General features: G+C 72.2%; 13 protein-coding genes. 7 read left to right on the top strand and 6 right to left on the bottom strand.

Translation table 11 applies throughout. The annotated features are described in order from the left end of the window. Positions 1–405: 405 nt before the first annotated feature. Genes AB0K02_RS05390 through AB0K02_RS05375 form a run of 4 tightly spaced genes read left to right on the top strand, consistent with a single transcriptional unit; the run spans position 406 to position 4,698 of the window. The gene (locus AB0K02_RS05390) at positions 406–3,246 is read left to right on the top strand and encodes a nitrate- and nitrite sensing domain-containing protein (protein ID WP_365991036.1); all 2,841 of its coding nucleotides are present in this window, start codon (positions 406–408) and stop codon (positions 3,244–3,246) included. Further along, on the top strand, positions 3,243–3,698 hold the full coding sequence (locus tag AB0K02_RS05385; protein ID WP_365991035.1) for a roadblock/LC7 domain-containing protein: 456 nt from the start codon (positions 3,243–3,245) through the stop codon (positions 3,696–3,698). Before AB0K02_RS05390 ends, AB0K02_RS05385 begins: the two co-directional genes overlap by 4 nt. Positions 3,699–3,707: 9 nt before the next feature. Further along, positions 3,708–4,112, top strand: coding sequence for a DUF742 domain-containing protein (locus tag AB0K02_RS05380; RefSeq protein ID WP_365991034.1), 405 nt, complete (start codon positions 3,708–3,710; stop codon positions 4,110–4,112). Continuing rightward, entirely contained in the window at positions 4,093–4,698 is a 606-nt protein-coding gene (locus AB0K02_RS05375) for an ATP/GTP-binding protein (protein WP_365991033.1), read from the top strand. Before AB0K02_RS05380 ends, AB0K02_RS05375 begins: the two co-directional genes overlap by 20 nt. 128 nt (positions 4,699–4,826) lie before the next feature. On the opposite strand, the gene glpK is transcribed toward AB0K02_RS05375, so the two are convergent. The 3 genes from glpK to AB0K02_RS05360 form a co-directional block, all read right to left on the bottom strand. Then, positions 4,827–6,341 (bottom strand): glycerol kinase GlpK, encoded by a 1,515-nt coding sequence (gene glpK / locus AB0K02_RS05370; protein WP_365991032.1) that lies wholly within the window; start codon positions 6,339–6,341, stop codon positions 4,827–4,829. Between the two features lie 54 nt (positions 6,342–6,395). Continuing rightward, on the bottom strand, positions 6,396–7,157 hold the full coding sequence (locus AB0K02_RS05365; protein ID WP_365991031.1) for an MIP/aquaporin family protein: 762 nt from the start codon (positions 7,155–7,157) through the stop codon (positions 6,396–6,398). Positions 7,158–7,662: 505 nt separating this feature from the next. Then, positions 7,663–8,478 (bottom strand): M15 family metallopeptidase, encoded by an 816-nt coding sequence (locus AB0K02_RS05360; RefSeq protein ID WP_365991030.1) that lies wholly within the window; start codon positions 8,476–8,478, stop codon positions 7,663–7,665. A gap of 60 nt (positions 8,479–8,538) precedes the next feature. Here AB0K02_RS05360 and AB0K02_RS05355 point away from each other — a divergent pair, with 60 nt between their 5' ends. Beyond that, positions 8,539–9,048, top strand: coding sequence for an NUDIX domain-containing protein (locus AB0K02_RS05355; protein ID WP_365991029.1), 510 nt, complete (start codon positions 8,539–8,541; stop codon positions 9,046–9,048). A gap of 13 nt (positions 9,049–9,061) precedes the next feature. Here AB0K02_RS05355 and AB0K02_RS05350 read toward each other — a convergent pair whose 3' ends face one another. Continuing rightward, positions 9,062–11,440, bottom strand: a complete 2,379-nt coding sequence (locus tag AB0K02_RS05350) for a glycoside hydrolase family 31 protein (protein WP_365991028.1) — start codon at positions 11,438–11,440, stop codon at positions 9,062–9,064. A gap of 227 nt (positions 11,441–11,667) precedes the next feature. On the opposite strand from AB0K02_RS05350, the gene AB0K02_RS05345 reads away from it, so the two are divergent. Together AB0K02_RS05345 and AB0K02_RS05340 are read left to right on the top strand one after the other, a co-directional pair. Next, positions 11,668–13,644: an acetoacetate--CoA ligase gene (locus AB0K02_RS05345; RefSeq protein ID WP_365991027.1), complete on the top strand. Its 1,977-nt coding sequence runs from the start codon at positions 11,668–11,670 to the stop codon at positions 13,642–13,644. Positions 13,645–13,765: 121 nt separating this feature from the next. Continuing rightward, entirely contained in the window at positions 13,766–14,674 is a 909-nt protein-coding gene (locus AB0K02_RS05340) for a hypothetical protein (RefSeq protein ID WP_365991026.1), read from the top strand. A 61-nt stretch (positions 14,675–14,735) separates the two neighbouring features. On the opposite strand, the gene ptsP is transcribed toward AB0K02_RS05340, so the two are convergent. After that, positions 14,736–16,406 (bottom strand): phosphoenolpyruvate--protein phosphotransferase, encoded by a 1,671-nt coding sequence (gene ptsP, locus AB0K02_RS05335; RefSeq protein ID WP_365991025.1) that lies wholly within the window; start codon positions 16,404–16,406, stop codon positions 14,736–14,738. Positions 16,407–16,482: 76 nt separating this feature from the next. Beyond that, complete coding sequence (locus AB0K02_RS05330; protein ID WP_365991024.1) at positions 16,483–16,932, bottom strand: PTS glucose transporter subunit IIA; 450 nt, start codon at positions 16,930–16,932, stop codon at positions 16,483–16,485. Positions 16,933–17,507: the final 575 nt, after the last annotated feature.

Below are 17,507 nucleotides of genomic sequence, written 5' to 3'. Positions count from 1 at the left end.
GGGCATCCGACGCATTCCGTGGAATGCGGTGCCCTGCCGAAGAGTCGGCGCGTGACGACTGTGAACCTCCGCGGCTCCCCGTACGTATGGACGATCGGGAAGCCGTGAAGATTCCCGCCATGGCGACCACGTCCGGGCTCGCGTTCCCGACCCGTACGCCGCACCCCGAAGCGAAGAATTCCGGCCAACTGCCCCGGTCCGAAAAGAGGCGTGTCGCCGCTCCCTCGCGACACAGAGAGGAATGCCATCTCCGCGAATACCAGGGCATCTCCGCTACCGGGCTCACTTCCGTCGGCCGAAAATCGTCCGGACGGGCCTTCGAGTTGTCTGTACGACAGTAGTAGGCTCGCGCCGTTTGTTGACCGAACACCCGCCGAGCCGGGCCGGGTTGAGCAGGGGGAGGCCATGCGCTTTCGCGGGAAGTCCATCCGCCGGAAGATCGTGGCGCTGCTCCTCGTGCCGTTGCTCTCCCTCACGGCACTGTGGGGATTCGCGACCGTCCTGACCGGCCGGGACGCCGCTCAGCTCGTGGCTGCCAGTTCCGTCGCCGAACAGGTCGGCCCCCCGGTCGAGAACACCGTCGACGCCCTCCAGAAGGAACGCCGTCAGACCCTTGTCTACCTGGCCGACCGCCGTGCCTCCGACGCACAGCCGGCGCTGCGCATCCGGCGGGACGCGACGGACACCGTCGTCGCCGGGCTGCGCGACAGGGCCAGGGCGCAGTCCGTGCGCGACGACATGACGCCCGCGACCGCGCAGCAGCTCACCTCGCTCCTCGACGCGCTCGACGGCCTCGGCGCTCTGCGCCGGTCCGTGGACAGCAACACGATCACCCGGGTCCAGGCCCTCGAGTTCTTCAACCGCCTCGTCGACCCGTCCTACGGCTTCCTGCTCACCCTGCACGGCCTCAACGACGCCGAGCTCGAACGGCAGGGGATCGGCCTGGTCGGGCTGCTCCGGGCCAGGGAGATGCTCGCACGCGAGGACGCTCTCGTCGCTTCCACCCTCACCACCCGCAAGGTCACCGGCGAGGAGATACGCACCCTCACCGACCTCGTCGCACAGCGCAATCTGTACTACGAGCTCAACCTCGCGAGCCTGCCCGCGAGGGACCGCGAGATCCACGAGGAGTACTGGCGCAGCCCCGAGACCGTGCCGCTGCGCGAGACGGAGGAACGCCTCATCACCGAGGGCCCCGTCGACCGGCTCTCCTCCGCCGAGATCGACCGCTGGGAAGAGGCCGCGACCCCCGTCCTCGACGACCTCGCCCGCGAGAGCAAGGAGGCCGGCGACCGCCACGAGGACCGCATCGAACCGGCGGCGTACAGCGTCTTCGTACGCGCCGGAGTCGCCGGCGTACTCGGCTTCCTCGCCGTCCTCGTCTCCCTGATCGTCTCCGTGCGCATCGGCCGCGAACTGGTCCGCGACCTGACCCGGCTGCGCAAGGAGGCCCACGAGGTCTCCGGCGTACGCCTGCCCAGCGTCATGCGCCGCCTCGCCGCCGGAGAGCACGTCGACGTCGAGACCGAGGCTCCGCGTCTGGAGTACGACAAGGACGAGATCGGGCAGGCGGGGCAGGCGCTCAACACCCTGCAGCGCGCCGCCGTCGAGGCCGCCGTGCGCCAGGCCGACATGCGGCGCGGCGTCTCCGAGGTCTTCGTCAACCTCGCCCGCCGCAACCAGGTCCTGCTGCACCGGCAGCTCACCCTGCTCGACGCGATGGAGCGGCGCACGGAGGACACCGAGGAACTCGCGGACCTCTTCCGCCTCGACCACCTCACCACTCGTATGCGCCGCCACGCCGAGGGCCTGGTGATCCTCTCCGGCGCCGCGCCCTCCCGCCAGTGGCGCAAGCCCATCCAGTTGATGGACGTCGTACGGGCCGCGGTCGCCGAGGTCGAGGACTACGAGCGCATCGAGGTGCGCCGGCTGCCCCGCATCGGCGTCGCCGGACCCGCGGTCGCCGACCTGACCCACCTGATCGCCGAACTGCTGGAGAACGCCACGGTGTTCTCACCCCCGCACACGGGCGTGCAGGTCCACGGCGAGCGCGTGGCCAACGGGTTCACCCTGGAGATCCACGACCGCGGACTCGGCATGGCGCCCGACGCGCTCCTCGATGCCAACCTGCGGCTCGCGGAGACACCCGAGTTCGAGCTGTCCGACACCGACCGGCTCGGGCTGTTCGTCGTCAGCCGGCTCGCCCAGCGCCAGAACGTGCGCGTCTCGCTCCAGCAGTCCCCGTACGGCGGCACCACGGCCGTCGTGTTCATCCCCGCCGCGCTGCTCACCGAGGCGCCGGAGACACAGGGGACCGGATTCCGGCTCGACCGCAAGACCGAGAGCGCGGCCGGCCGACGCGACCACAGCCGGCTCGCCCTGTCCAAGGTCCCTTCCGGGCTGACCGGCTCCGCGCTGCTCGACGGACCCGTGGAACTGGAGGCGCCCGTCGGCGCCCTGGGGCCGGACGACCGCCGTGACGACCGGTCCGGCGCTGTCGACCGCGCGGCCATCGTCGATGCCGCGCTCGGCGACCTGGAGGACACCGAGAGCGAACGCGGCGGCATCTTCCGTCCCCGCTCCCAGCGCCGCGAGGGCGCGGGCCGCGACCAGCAGCGGCAGGGGCTCGTACCGGGACAGGAGCCGCTCGGCGGACCCGTCCCGCTGCCCCGGCGCCGGCGGCAGCCGACGCTCGTCGCCGACCACGGCCGCCGCGTCGACGAGCGGAACACCGCCGGGCGGCACCACCCCGCCACCGACGCCGGACGCGGCACTGATGCCCCCGCACCCTTCGGACGGACCTCCCCGCCCTCCGGCGGGACCGCTCCGCCTGCCACGCCGATCCCCCTCGTCGCCGACCGCCGCGACCGGTCCGGCCAGGGACGCGAGCCGGTGGCCCGCGACCCCGGTCCGCCGGCCGCGCCCCGCGACCGTGCACCAGGCCCCGAGACGCCCGCCGCCGCTCCGCCGTTGCTCGACGGACTGCCGCGGCGGGTCCGGCAGGCCAGCCTGGCCCCGCAGCTGAGGGAAGCGGCCGCCGCCAAGCCGCCCGCGGCGGCTGCCGCGGGGCGGGGGTCCGAGCGGGACGCGGAGGAGGTCCGCGACCGTATGGCGTCCATGCAGCGGGGCTGGCAGCGCGGCCGCAGGCACAACGCCGAGGAAGCCGCGGCCGAACGCGGCACGGACCGGGCCACCGGCCCCGGCCGGAACGCACCAGGAACGACATCGGAGGGGGACGGTCCATGACCGCACCGAACGCCGCAGCATCCAGCGCCACCGGCGCGCAGTTCGCCGCCGGAGGCGCCGGCGAGCTCAACTGGCTCCTCGACGAACTGGTCGACCGCGTCGCCAGCATCAGCAAGGCGCTCGTGCTCTCCAGCGACGGCCTCGCCACCGGCACCTCCAAGGAGCTGACCCGCGAGGACAGCGAGCACCTGGCCGCCGTGGCCTCGGGTTTCCACAGCCTCGCCAAGGGCGTCGGCCGCCACTTCGACGCCGGGCAGGTCCGCCAGACCGTGGTGGAGCTCGACGAGGCGTTCCTCTTCGTCACCGCGGCCGGCGACGGCAGCTGTCTGGCCGTGCTCGCCGACGCCGACTCCGACGTGGGCCAGGTCGCCTACGAGATGACGCTCATGGTCAAGCGGGTCGGCGCCCACCTGGCCACCGCGCCACGGACCGGTCAGGCCGCCGGGGGGTGAGAGGCTGCCATGAGTGATGCACTCCGGAAAGGCCGCACCCCCCACCACTGGATCGACGCGGACGCCGGTCCCGTGGTCCGTCCGTACGCCATGACGCGCGGCCGGACCGCGCACGACAGCCGCCACCGACTCGACCTGATCGCCCTGGTCGTGCCCGAGGCGTCCGCCGCCGAGACCCGCCACGACCAGACGCTGTCCCCGGAGCACGTCGAGATCGTCGAACGCTGCGGCGGCACACCCCAGTCGATCGCCGAACTCGCCGCGGGACTGGACCTGCCCGTGGGCGTGGTCCGGGTCCTCGTCGGCGACCTCGTCGACGACGAACTCGTCCATGTAACCCGTCCCGTACCCCCGGCCGAACTGCCGGACGTGAGCATTCTGCGCGAGGTGATCAATGGCCTTCGGGCGCTCTAGCCGCCGAGAGGCACCGCCGGAGCCGGTGACTCTGAAGATCCTGGTGGCGGGCGGCTTCGGCGTCGGCAAGACCACCCTGGTGGGCGCCGTCAGCGAGATCAGACCGCTGCGCACCGAGGAGACGCTCAGCGAGGCGGGGCGTCCCGTCGACGACGTCTCCGGTGTGGAGGACAAGACGACGACCACGGTCGCCATGGACTTCGGGCGGATCACCCTGCGCGACGACCTGGTGCTCTACCTCTTCGGCACCCCCGGCCAGGACCGCTTCTGGTTCCTGTGGGACGAGCTGGCGCAGGGGGCGCTCGGGGCGGTGGTCCTCGCCGACACACGCCGTCTGGGGGACTGCTTCGCCGCCATCGACTACTTCGAGCGCCGCGGCATCCCCTTCGCCGTCGCGGTCAACTGCTTCGAGGGGGCGAACCGGTACCCCGCGAGCACCGTACGGGCGGCTCTGGACCTCGACGCCGAGGTACCGGTGCTCATCGGCGACGCCCGCGAACGCGAGTCGGTCAAGGAGATCCTGGTGGCCGTCGTGGAACACGCGTGGGTCCGCGCGGACCAGGCCCGCGAGCCCGCCACCACCTGACGCCACGCGCACCGGACACGGCCCGTACCCCCACCGACAGGGGTACGGGCCGTGCGCTTCCAGGGCGTCCCGCGGTGGCGGGCCGCGGCGGGCGGCCGTTGGCGTTCCGCGGCCGGCCCCCGCCGGCCTCAGCTCCCTGCGGCCTCCTCCTCCCAGCCGAAGCTCTTCTCCACCGCCTTGCGCCAGTTGTGGTACTCGCGCTCGCGCACCGCGGCCTCCATCCGCGGCGACCACTCGACGTCGCGCTGCCAGTGGGCCTTCAGCTCGTCCAGGTCCGCCCACACACCGGTCGCGAGCCCGGCCGCGTACGCGGCGCCCAGACAGGTCGTCTCGGAGACCTTCGGCCGGATCACGGGCACCGCCAGCACGTCCGCCTGGTGCTGCATCAGCAGGTTGTTGGCGGTCATGCCGCCGTCGACCTTCAGCGTGGTGATGCGCACCCCGGAGTCCTGGTACATCGCGTCGACGACCTCCCGCGTCTGCCAGCTCGTCGCCTCCAGCACGGCCCGCGCCAGATGCGCCTTGGTGACGTACCGGGTCAGCCCGGTGATCACTCCTCGCGCGTCGGAGCGCCAATAGGGCGCGTAGAGGCCGGAGAAGGCGGGCACGATGTACGCGCCGCCGTTGTCGTCGACGCTCGCTGCCAGTGTCTCGATCTCGCCGGCCGACCGGATGATCCCGAGCTGGTCGCGGAACCACTGGACCAGCGCCCCGGTGATGGCGATCGATCCCTCCAGGCAGTACACCGGATTCTCGTCGCCGATCTTGTAGCCGAGCGTGGTGATCAGTCCGCTCTTCGAGGGCACGGGCCGGTTTCCGGTATTGAGCAGCAGGAAACTTCCCGTGCCGTACGTGTTCTTGGCCGTGCCCGTGTCGTAGCACGCCTGGCCGAAGACGGCGGCCTGCTGGTCGCCCAGAGCGGAGGCCACCGGCACGCCGGACAGCTGGCCCACCGCCGTGCCGTACACCTCGGCGGACGACCTGATCTCCGGGAGGATCGCCTCGGGCAGGTTCATCGCCGCCAGGATGGCCGGGTCCCACCGCAGGGTCTGCAGGTCCATCAGCATGGTGCGTGAGGCGTTGGTGACGTCCGTGGCGTGGACGCCGCCGTCGGTGCCGCCGGTGAGGTTCCAGATCAGCCAGGAGTCGATCGTGCCGAACGCGATCTCGCCGCGCTCGGCCCGTGCGCGCAGCCCGGGCACGTTGTCCAGCAGCCAGGCGGCCTTGGGCCCGGAGAAGTAGCTGGCGAGCGGCAGACCGGTGGTGTCGCGGAAGCGGTCCTGGCCGTCCGCGCCGCCGAGTTCACGGCAGAGCGCGGCCGTGCGGGTGTCCTGCCAGACGATCGCGTTGTGCACGGGCTTGCCGGTGGCGCGGTCCCACAGGACCGTCGTCTCGCGCTGGTTGGTGATGCCGAGCGCGCTGAGCTCGCCGGCCCGCAGCCCCGCCTTGGCGAGGGCGCCCGCGACGACGGCCTGGACCTTGGACCAGATCTCGGTGGCGTCGTGCTCCACCCAGCCGGGCCGGGGGAAGATCTGGCGGTGCTCGCGCTGGTCGACGGCGACGATCTCGCCGTGCTGGTTGAAGACGATGCAGCGGCTGGACGTGGTGCCCTGGTCGATAGCGGCGACGAACCTGTCGGTCATGACGTCCCCTTACGTCCCCTTGTGGAAGCGGCCCCGAGGCCGGGAGGCATGCGGCTAGAAGGCCGCGTTGAAGATCAGACCCGCCAGCAGCCCGCCGATGAGGGGCCCGGCGACGGGCACCCAGGAGTAACCCCAGTCCGAGGTCCCCTTGTTGGGGATCGGGAGCAGGGCGTGGACGAGGCGCGGACCGAGGTCGCGGGCGGGGTTGACGGCGTATCCGGTGGGCCCGCCGAGGGACAGGCCGATGCCGACGACCAGGAGGGACACCAGCAGGATGGAGATGCCCGATCCGTAGATGCCGGTGTCCTGGCCCGGGATCTGGCCCACTCCGATGCCGTCGTTCCTGCCGAACGCGAGGATCGGCAGCACCAGGCCGAGCGTGGCGATGATCTCGGTGAGAAGGTTGGCGGCCGGCTTGCGGATCTCGGGGCCGGTGGAGAAGATCCCGAGCGTCGGCTGGGCGGTCTTGATGTCGGCGTTCGCCTGGAACTGGGCGTAGTAGACGAGATACGCGAGTACGGCGCCGATGATCGCGCCCACCATCTGCGCCGCGATGTAGAGCGGCACCTTGCCCCACTCGCCGGTGTCGACGGCGACGCCCACGGTCACGGCCGGGTTGAGGTGCCCGCCGGACAGCGGAGCAGCGGTGTAGGCGCCCGCCAGCACGGCGAAGCCCCAGCCGAAGGCGATGACGACCCACCCGGCCGCCCTCGCCTTGGAGTGGTGCAGCGTGACGGCGGCGCAGACGCCCGCGCCGAAGAGGATGAGGATCGCGGTGCCGATGACCTCACCGAGGAATATGTCTCCGTTGCTCATGGCGGCTCCTTTGCCCTGGCCCGGGGCCCCGGCCCCGGTCCTCCGTGCAGGGTGCGTGCTCCATGGCGTCCATGGCTGCGGACCCGGGGGCTGGGGAGGTCCCCGGCCCCCGCCCGGCGTCCGTGACGAGCGTGGTGAGCGTGCCGAAGTGCGGCGATGCCGACGAGGAGGCAGTTTTCCCCCGCCGTGACGGGGCGTCAAGGTCGCGGACAGTACCCAGAGCTCACGGCGGGTGCTGGACACGGAGGGCGGGAACGTCAAGAAACCGCGTGGCGTTGTCCGTGAGCCGTGAGCCGTGAGCCGTGAGCCGTGAGCCGTGAGCCGTGAGCCGTGAACCGCGCCGCTGCCGGGCAGCTCCCGCACCGGGGTGAGGGCCTGCCCGGGCACGGCCTCACCGGCCCCTTCCGGGCACAGGGCCGTCAACGCTCCACCGGGCCAGGCCGTCAGCGGCTCTCGGCGCACGTCCGCTGCGCCACGACCGCACCGCAGCGGCCGGGCGCCCGCGTCAGCCCGCCCGGTGCCCCGCGACCGAGCGCCGCGCCACCGGGAAGTCGAAGTACGTGTCCGGGAACGGCTCCGGCTTGTACGTGAAGTGCCACCACTCCTCGGGCAGATTCACGAACCCCTGCGCGGCGAGCGTCCCCTTCAGCAGCTGCCGGTTGGCGCGCTGAGCCGCGGTGATCCGCGGGTCGTCGGTGTGCGACAGCGTGTCGAAGCAGTCGTAACCGGTCCCCATGTCCACGGAGTTGTCCGGGAAGCGCTCGGAGACGGGCGCGTAGCACGCCGTCAGCGGCTCGCCCGGCACGTACTCCCGCGTCGGCTCGGCCGGCAGCTTCACGATCGTCAGGTCCACCGTGCTGCCGCGGCTGTGCCCGGACTTCTCCGCGATGTAACCGTCCGCGAACAGGCGCGACTTGTCGACCCGCGGATAGAACTCCTCCTTCATCGCCTCGTCGTCGAGGTCCTTCGCCCAGCGCACGAAGTGGTCGACCGCGCGCTGCGGCCGGTAGCAGTCGTACACCTTGAGCGAGTACCCGTGCCGCAGGAGCTGGGACTGCGCCCGGCCCAACGCCTCGGCGGCCGGCCGGGTCAGGATGCACAGCGGCTGCCGGTACCCGTCGACCGGCACGCCGACGAAGTTGTGGTCCGTCGTGTAGCGCATCTCCTCGATGATCGTCGGCGCGACGGTGCGCAGGGACACGAACTCGCGCGGCGCCTTCGGTTCGGGGGTCGCCCCGGCGACGGGGGCGGCCGCCGACGCGGCGAGCAGCCCGGCGGCGGCCACGGTCAGAGCGCGGAGAGCGGAACCAAGTCGAGTCATGCGCACACCGTTTATCACTTCCCGCCCCGGCGGGAAAGAGTGATCGGATACAGTCCGCCCGTGCCCCAGGACTCCCACTGCGGCTACTGCGGAGCGCCGTACGGCTCCCCAGCCGGCTGGCCCCGCACCTGTCCCGCCTGCGGCGAGACCGCTTACCGCAACCCCCTGCCCGTGGCCGTCGCCCTCCAGCCCGCGTACGACGACCGGGGCACCGGACTCGTGGTCATCACCCGCACCATCGAACCCGCGCGCGGCGGGACCGCCCTGCCCGGCGGCTTCATCGACCACGCCGAGGACTGGCGGCACGCCGTCGTGCGCGAGCTCGCCGAGGAGACCGGTATCGAGGCGCCGCAGCACGACGTGCGCCTCGCCGACGCCCTCAGCTCGGCCGCCGGGCACCTGCTGCTCTTCGGACTGCTGCCCGCCCGACCCGCCGCCGCGCTGCCACCGCCCCGGCCCACCGACGAGACCGACGGCTGGCACCTGCTGCGCGGACCCGAGGAGCTGGCCTTCCCGCTCCACACGAACGCCGCACGCAACTGGTTCGCGGGCGCGTACGCACACCGCTGAGCGGCCAGACCCGTCAGCCGAGACCGCGCACCCGCACCGGTCCTTCCGCCGCCACCCGCCCCGCGTCCGTGACCCGTTCCAGCACCACACGGCCCTCCTCCAGACGCGTCGCATAGCGCTCGATCCGCGACAGCGCCCAGCCGTCACCGGTGTCACGCACCACCAGTCCGCCGCCCTTGCGCCCCGCCGCCGGCGCCCAGACCTCCAGTTCCACCCCGCCGTCGTCACCCCGCACCGCGAGCACCGTGCCCGCCCGCGCCAGCACGGGAATCCGGGACACGGGCGCGTCCACCAGCACCTGAGCCGGGCCCTCGTACGCGCGGCCCGTCGCCGTGTCGTACCAGCGCCCGCGGGGAAGCCGCACCGCCCGCCTGTCCGAACCAGGCTCCAGCACCGGCGCCACCAGCAGGGAATCACCCAGCAGGAACGCGTCCTCGCAGTCGCGCAGCACCCGGTCCTCCGGGCAGCCCCACCACAGCGGACGGGCGTACGGCGCACCGGTCAGCCGTGCCAGATGCGCCAGTCCCACCAGATACGGACGCAGCCGCTCCCGCTCCCGCAGCGCCGCCCGCGCATGCGCCAGCACCTCGGGCCCGAACTCCCACGGCTCCGCGCCCGGGTTCCCGGCACGCAGCAGCGGAAGGTACGCGGCCATCTGGAGCCGCCGCAGATACAGTTCCGCCGACATCCCGGCCACCGGCCCGGCCTCCGCTCCCGCGAACGGCACGCCGCAGACACCGAGCCCCAGGACCAGCGCCAGCGAGGCACGCAGGCCCGGCCACCCCTCCGCCACCGGCCCGGCCCACACCCCGCCGTACCGCTGCACCCCCGTCCAGCCGGAGCCGGACACCACAGACGGCCGCTCGTCGGGACGCAGCCGGCACAGCGCCTCGTACGCGGCGCGCGTCATCGCCAGACCGCCCACGTTGTGCGCCTCCCGGTGGTCACCGCCGCGGCCCTCCAGCACATGCCGCGCCGAACGCGGCAGCGCCATGGCCCCGGACACCGACTTCGCCCACGGCGCGGGCGCCTCGTGCCACATCCCCGAGAAGCCCTGGTCCAGTAACTCCCCGTACAGCTCGCCCCACCACGCCCGGGTCAGCGGATCGGTGAAGTCCGGGTGCACGCGATCGCCCGAAGCCGCCACCCCGCGCACCTCGGCACCCCGCGCGTCCCGTACGAACGCCCCCGTGCGCGCCCCGGTCTCGTACACCTCGTCACCCGGCCGCACCGCGACGTCCGGACCGACGACGCGGACCAGCCGCACCCCGTCCCCGCGCAGGTCCTTCGCCAGCGCGGGCAGATCCGGGAACCGCGCCTCCTCCACGCCGAACGACCCTGCCGTGTCCTCGGGAGGTGTCCGGCGGAACCAGCCGGGCCCGGCCTGCCGCGCCGGACGACCCCGGCCCCCGCCGAGATGCACGGCCGACAAGGGCAGCCCGTGTTCCCGGTAGTCGGACACCAGACGCCGCACCGCCCGCTCGTCGTCCGTCCCGGCGCCCGCGTGCTGAAGCCCGAGCGCCCACGAGGGCGGCAGCGCCGGCGCTCCTGTGAGATGCGCGAAACCGCTCAGGACACGAGCCGGAGTGCCCACCAGCACCCAACTCCGCAGCGGCCCGCCGTCCATCCTCAGCTCGACGGCCCCCGGCCGGTCGTGGCCCGAGCCCGCCCCCTCCTCGCCCTCGCGCACCGTGACCCGGCCGTCCCAGGACGTGTCGTGGAACGCCAGATGCGACCCCGCATCGGCGACCACCATCTGCACAGGCATCGTGATGTGCGGAGCATCCCCCTCCGGCCCTGCGGCTCCGCCGTTCCACAGCCGGTGGGTGCCCCCACGCAGCCGGAGGCCCGTGCCCCGGCCGCCCAGACCGAACATCCGGGCGTCGGCGCCGACCTCGCTGCGCTGCACCCAGCGGGCCGGACCGCCGCCTACGGGCTCCCACCAGCGCGGCGGAAGGTCACGACGCAGCACCACACCGCCGGGAGTGCGGATCTCCACGGCCCCGTGCCGCGACACCTCGACCGTCACCCGCTCCGACACCACCCGCCAGCCGCCGTCCTTGTCGGGCTCGAGGGTGGCCCGCGGATCGGGCTCCGGGGGCGGCCCCGCCAGCCCGTAGGACGGCAGCGGCTCCGCACCGTCCCAGCCCCGGAACACCGCCCCGCCCGTGGCGACCACGATGCGCAGCTCGGAACGGGCGAACCGGACGACCCCGCCGCCCGGCAGCGACTCCGCCTCCCGCGCCGCCCCCGGCACCCTGGCCCGCTCCGCACCCCTGCCCGACAGCTCCCGGGCGTCGGCCCTGACCCGCCGCCACGCGGAGCGCGCCGCCCGCAACCCCTGAACCGAGCCGACATTCCTCACCGAGCGCATCAGGTCACGACCGTCCATGCAGCTCACCCTGCCACCCGGCCGGCGGATCAGGGGTCCTGTTCAACTGCCGTTCACCCGTGGTCGGAGCACATATGCGCCCTCCCGACCATGGGCGGGGAGCCCTGGTGCGAAAGACGATCACGTGGCATCGTCCGTGTCAGCCCGCGTCCGCGCACACCCCGCCCGCCCGCGGGCCGCGCAGACACCGCGCACCGACCGCGTAGAGAAAGCCCGGGAGCCGACCCATGACCTCAGCAGCGAACCCCGCCCCGCTCTGGCAGCCCGACGCCGACCGCATCGCGGCCGCCCGCGTCACCCACTTCCAGAACTGGGCAGCCGAGCGCTACGGAGCACCGGCCGAGGGCGGCTACCCCGCGCTGCACCGCTGGTCCGTGGAGCAGCTCGAGACGTTCTGGCAGGCCGTAGCCGAGTGGTTCGACATCCGCTTCTCCACCCCCTACGAGCGCGTGCTCGGCGACCGGACCATGCCCGGCGCCCAGTGGTTCCCCGGCGCCACGCTCAACTACGCGGAACACGCCCTGCGCACCGCAGAAGACCCGGCCCGGGCACATGATCCCGCACTGCTTCATGTGGACGAGACACACGAGCCCACGCCCGTCACCTGGGCAGAGCTGCGCCGCCAGGTCGGCGCACTCGCCGCCGAACTGCGCGCCCTCGGCGTACGCCCCGGCGACCGCGTGAGCGGATACCTGCCCAACATCCCCCAGGCCGTCACCGCCCTGCTCGCCACGGCCGCCGTCGGCGGCGTATGGACCTCCTGCGCCCCCGACTTCGGCGCCCGCAGCGTCCTCGACCGCTTCCAGCAGGTGGAACCGGTCGTCCTCTTCACCGTCGACGGCTATCGCTACGGCGGCAAGGAACACGACCGCACCGCGACCGTCGCCGAGCTCCGCCGCGAACTCCCGACCCTGCGCGCCGTCGTCCACATCCCCCTGCTCGGCACCGAGGCCCCCGACGGCGCCCTCGACTGGTCCGCCGTCACCGCGGGCGACGCCGAGCCCGTCTTCGAGCAGGTCCCCTTCGACCACCCCCTGTGGGTCCTCTACTCCTCCGGCACCACCGGCCTGCCCAAGGCCATCGTCCAGTCCCAGGGCGGCATCCTGCTCGAACACTTCAAGCAGCTCGGTCTCCACTGCGACCTCGGCCCCGGCGACCGCCTCTTCTGGTACACCTCCACCGGCTGGATGATGTGGAACTTCCTCGTCTCCGGCCTCCTCACCGGCACCACCGTCGTGCTGTACGACGGCAGCCCCGGCCACCCCACCACCGGCGCCCAGTGGAGCGTCGCCGAACGCACCGGCGCCACCCTCTTCGGCACGTCTGCCGCCTATGTCATGGCCTGCGCCAAGGCCGGTGTCCACCCCGCCCGCGACCACGACCTCTCCAAGATCACCTGCGTCGCCACGACCGGATCCCCCCTGCCGCCCGACGGCTTCCGCTGGCTCCACGACGAGGTCGCCGACGACCTCTGGATCGCCTCCGTCAGCGGCGGCACCGACGTCTGCAGCTGCTTCGCCGGCGCCGTCCCCACGCTCCCCGTCCACATCGGCGAACTCCAGGCCGCCTGCCTCGGCACGGACCTCCAGTCCTGGGACCCCCAGGGCAAGCCGCTCATCGGCGAGGTCGGCGAACTCGTGGTCACCAACCCGATGCCCTCCATGCCCATCCGGTTCTGGAACGACCCCGACGGCAGCCGCTACCGCGACAGCTACTTCGAGATGTACCCGGGCGTCTGGCGGCACGGGGACTGGATCACCATCAGCGAAACCGGCTCCGTGGTCATCCACGGCCGCTCCGACTCCACCCTCAACCGCCAGGGGGTGCGTATGGGATCCGCCGACATCTACGAGGCCGTCGAACGCCTCCCGGAGATCCGCGAGTCCCTCGTCATCGGGCTCGAGGAACCGGACGGCGGCTACTGGATGCCTCTGTTCGTCCACCTCGCCGAAGGCGCCGAACTCGACGACGCCCTCAAGGACCGCATCAAGCGGGCCATCCGCGAACAGCTCTCCCCGCGCCACGTCCCCGACGACATCATCGAGGTCCCCGGCGTACCGCACACCCTCACCGGCAAGCGCATCGAGGTCCCCGTCAAACGCCTCCTCCAGGGCACGGCGCTCGACAAGGCGGTCAACCCCGGATCGGTCGACAACCTCGAACTCCTGCGCTTCTACGAGGACCTGGCCCGCACCCGCAGGTAGCTCCCGCTCCCGGTCGCGCCGGACGCCGCTCCCGGGCGGCGTCCGGGGCGACCGGCGCCGTTGTCAGTGCCACCACCTAGCGTGAGTGAGCAGTGACCAACAGCGCTCAGGGGGAATCAGCATGGCGCACACCAGCAGGTCCCAGCGGCCCGGCACCCACGCATCGATGCGGCGCACCCTGCGCCGCGAAGTCCCCAGCACCGTCGGCATCCTCGCCGACCCCCGCGACTTCACCGCGATGCGCCGCTACCGCAGCTTCACCTTCGACGACCACACCACCTATCTCCGCCACTCCGAGCAGCTCCTGAAGACGCTCGCCACCCGGCAACTGCACACCACGGTCGCCCTCTTCGATCCCGACGAATACGCCGAGTTCTGCACGGAGACCGGCCTCGACGCCGACACCGCCGAGGCCCGCAGCCGCTTCACCGCCGAGCTCACCGGCCGCGGCCCCACGGTCCGCTACACCGGACAGCCACTGGCCGAGCTGCTGCCCCGGCTCATCGACCAGGCCGTCCGCCACGCCACCTGGCAGTACGCGACGCTGCTCCTCGCCGACCTCGGCACCTGCGCCGACTGCGGCCAGGACATCGGACGCTCCGCCTTCGACCGGGCGTCCCGGATCCTCATGAGACTCCTCGAAGCAGCCGGACCCGGCACCCACCATCTCGTGTGCAGCGTCCCGGGCCCCGACGAACAGCTCCTGGCCGTCCTCCACGCCCAGGGCTCCGCCACGGCCTCCGCAGAGATCGACGCCGGGGAGGGCGCCGAGTTCGTGACCGTCCTCGCCTCCGGAATCGCCCTCGAAACCACCGGCGGGGTCGTCCTGCGCACCAGCCGCCCCGGCAGCCCGGACCACCTCCACGGCTGGCGCCTCGACCACGGCCGGCTGATCCCGCTCACCGCGGGCGAGGTCTTCAGCGCCTACTGCACCGACGCCGCCACCGGTGAACCGCTGTCACCCGAGCCCGGCGTCGAGTACTGCGCCGGGTTCCCCGTCACGACCGACGATCCGGACACCCATCACTGAACGGCGAAGGGGGCCTCCCGCCGCCCGGCGGAAGGCCCCCTCGACACAACACGGCCGACGACTACTCGCCGGACAGCACCGCCTGCGCGGCCAGCCGTGCCTCCTCGGCGGTGTCGGCGGCACGCGCAGCGGCCGCGGCCCGCTCGCACTGCGCCAGCGTGTACTTCGCCAGCGTCGCCCGCACATAGGGAATGGACGCCGCACCCATCGACAGCGACGTGACACCCAGACCCGTCAGCACACACGCGAGCAGCGGATCGGAGGCGGCCTCACCGCACACACCACAGCTCTTGGCCTCGGCCTTCGCGGCCTCAGCGGCCAGCGCCACCAGATCCAGCAGCGCCGGCTGCCACGGATCCTGCAGCCTCGACACCGCACCCACCTGCCGGTCGGCGGCGAAGGTGTACTGGGCGAGGTCGTTGGTCCCCAGCGAGAGGAACTCGACCTCCTGCAGGATCGAGCGAGCCCGCAGCGCGGCCGACGGGATCTCCACCATCGCGCCGAACTTCGCCTGCAGCCCCGCCTCCCGGCACGCGTCCGCGAACGCCTTCGCGTCCGTACGGTCCGCCACCATCGGCGCCATGACCTCGAGGTACACCGGCAGGCCCCGCGCCGCCTTCGACAGCGCGGACAACTGCGTGCGCAACACCTCGGGGTGGTCGAGCAGCGAGCGCAGCCCGCGGACACCCAGCGCCGGGTTCGGCTCGTCGGCAGGCGTCAGGAAGTCGAGCGGCTTGTCGGCACCGGCGTCGAGGACACGCACCACGACCCGGCCCTCGGGAAACGCCTCGAGCACCTGGCGGTACGCCTGGACCTGCTTCTCCTCGGACGGCGCCTGCTTGCTGTCGTCGAGGAAGAGGAACTCGGTACGGAACAGCCCGACACCCTCGGCACCGGCATCGACCGCCGCCGGCACGTCCGCGGGACCGCCCACGTTGGCCAGCAGCGGCACCTTGTGCCCGTCCGACGTCGCCCCCGGGCCGCTCGACGCCGCGAGGGCGGCCTTGCGCTCGGCGGCGGCCTGCTCCATCGCGGCCCGCTTCTCCGCACTCGGCTCCACGAAGATCTCTCCCGTGCTGCCGTCCACCGCGATCAGCGTGCCCTCGGCCAGCTCACCCGCGCCCGGCAGAGCCACGACAGCGGGGACGCCGAGCGCCCGCGCGAGGATCGCGCTGTGGCTCGTCGGTCCGCCCTCCTCGGTCACGAAGCCGAGCACGAGCGCCGGGTCCAGCAGCGCCGTGTCGGCCGGCGCCAGATCGCGCGCGATCAGTACGTACGGCTCGTCGCTGTCCGGCACGCCCGGCATCGGCACCCCGAGCAGCCGGGCCACGATCCGGTTCCGCACGTCGTCCAGGTCCGCGACCCGTCCGGCCAGGTACTCACCCGCACCCGCCAGCAGGGCCCGGTAGGCGGCGAACGCGTCGTACACCGCACGCTCGGCCGTGCTGCCCACGGCGATGCGGCGCTCCACGTCCGCCATCAGTTCGGGGTCCTGCGCCATCATGGCCTGCGCCTCGAGCACAGCCTGCGCCTCGCCGCCGGCGAGATTGCCCCGGGCGATCAGATCGGCGGCGACGGCCTCGACGGCCTTCCGGGCCCGTCCCTGCTCGCGTTCCGCTTCCTCCGCCGGTATCTGCTTGGCCGGCGGCTCGAGAACCGCCGTGCCCATGTGCCGCACCTCGCCGATCGCCACCCCGTGGCTCACGCCGACGCCTCGCAGCGTTGTCTCCATGTCACCCGTCTCCGGTTGAGCGGCGGTCCGTGCCGCCGCGGTCTGTGTCGAACTCGCCGTCACCGGCGTACGGCGGTCATCGCCAGCCGAAGAGGCTGTCGCCGGCCTTCACGTCGCCGTCCTCACGGAGGTCGGAGAGGGAGTCGGGGGTGGCCTCGAGCGCCACGACCGGACAGATCGGCGACTTCCCGGCCGCCTCGACGGCCGCGGGGTCCCACCGGACCACTGCCTGGCCGCGCTGCACGGTGTCGCCCTTGTTGACGAGGAGCTCGAAGCCCTCACCGTTGAGCTGCACCGTGTCGATGCCCAGATGCGTCAGAACGCCATGCCCCTCGTCGTCGACGACGACGAACGCGTGCGGGTGGAGAGAGACGACGATGCCCGCGACGGGGGAGACGACCTCCGAAGCCCCCGGCTCGGGATCGATGGCGGTCCCAGGACCGACCATCGCACCGGAGAAGACCGGATCGGGCACGGCCGCGAGCCCGATGGCCCGTCCGGCGAGAGGGGACGTCACTGTGGTCATGGAGCCTCCCAGGGCTGGGATTTCGTGCTGCGTCGACACTGGTCGTACCGGACGACGCGCTGTTCAGCAGGGTATGTCATATGAAGTCCTAGTTCCGCCTGACAGCTACCAGTTGACGGACCTAGGGGCGCACCGCAAACGATTTGCCTCGACTGCGGCCGAGCTGTACTGTCGTACCCCTGCCTGGCCCCAACGCGACATCGAGTCGGGGAGTCGGCAGCGCTATCAAGCCGAGATCCTAACTGGTCTAAACCACTGCTGTCCGCAGGGTGGTGGTCAGAGGGAGCAAGAAAGCCTGATAGTGTTGGAAACACCGAAGGGAAGCGCCCGGAGGAAAGCCCCAGAAGATTCTGCGGGTGAGTACAAAGGAAGCGTCCGTTCCTTGAGAACTCAACAGCGTGCCAAAAATCAACGCCAGATATGTTGATACCCCGTCCATCTCCGGATGGTCGAGGTTCCTTTGAAAAGTCCATCCCGCTCGCGGGGTGGCGATACACAGCGAGGACGCTGTGAACGACCGGTCCTATTCCGACCGGTTGTTCCGCTCTTCGGATGTGCACCCGATCACGGGTAAA

The sequence above is a fragment of the Streptomyces sp. NPDC049597 genome (assembly GCF_040675505.1).
In the GTDB taxonomy this organism is placed as follows: Bacteria; Actinomycetota; Actinomycetes; order Streptomycetales; family Streptomycetaceae; genus Streptomyces.
This window is presented reverse-complemented; position numbering and strand designations above follow the sequence as displayed.

Excerpts from the sequence above, each read along its gene's own strand:
- AB0K02_RS05345 (WP_365991027.1), top strand. The coding sequence starts at position 11,668 with ATGACCTCAGCAGCGAACCCCGCCCCGCTCTGGCAGCCCGACGCCGAC.
- AB0K02_RS05330 (WP_365991024.1), bottom strand. The coding sequence starts at position 16,932 with ATGACCACAGTGACGTCCCCTCTCGCCGGACGGGCCATCGGGCTCGCG.
- AB0K02_RS05365 (WP_365991031.1), bottom strand. The coding sequence starts at position 7,157 with ATGAGCAACGGAGACATATTCCTCGGTGAGGTCATCGGCACCGCGATC.
- AB0K02_RS05375 (WP_365991033.1), top strand. The coding sequence starts at position 4,093 with ATGGCCTTCGGGCGCTCTAGCCGCCGAGAGGCACCGCCGGAGCCGGTG.
- glpK (WP_365991032.1), bottom strand. The coding sequence starts at position 6,341 with ATGACCGACAGGTTCGTCGCCGCTATCGACCAGGGCACCACGTCCAGC.
- ptsP (WP_365991025.1), bottom strand. The coding sequence starts at position 16,406 with ATGGAGACAACGCTGCGAGGCGTCGGCGTGAGCCACGGGGTGGCGATC.
- AB0K02_RS05360 (WP_365991030.1), bottom strand. The coding sequence starts at position 8,478 with ATGACTCGACTTGGTTCCGCTCTCCGCGCTCTGACCGTGGCCGCCGCC.
- AB0K02_RS05350 (WP_365991028.1), bottom strand. The coding sequence starts at position 11,440 with ATGGACGGTCGTGACCTGATGCGCTCGGTGAGGAATGTCGGCTCGGTT.
- AB0K02_RS05340 (WP_365991026.1), top strand. The coding sequence starts at position 13,766 with ATGGCGCACACCAGCAGGTCCCAGCGGCCCGGCACCCACGCATCGATG.
- AB0K02_RS05385 (WP_365991035.1), top strand. The coding sequence starts at position 3,243 with ATGACCGCACCGAACGCCGCAGCATCCAGCGCCACCGGCGCGCAGTTC.
- AB0K02_RS05390 (WP_365991036.1), top strand. The coding sequence starts at position 406 with ATGCGCTTTCGCGGGAAGTCCATCCGCCGGAAGATCGTGGCGCTGCTC.
- AB0K02_RS05380 (WP_365991034.1), top strand. The coding sequence starts at position 3,708 with ATGAGTGATGCACTCCGGAAAGGCCGCACCCCCCACCACTGGATCGAC.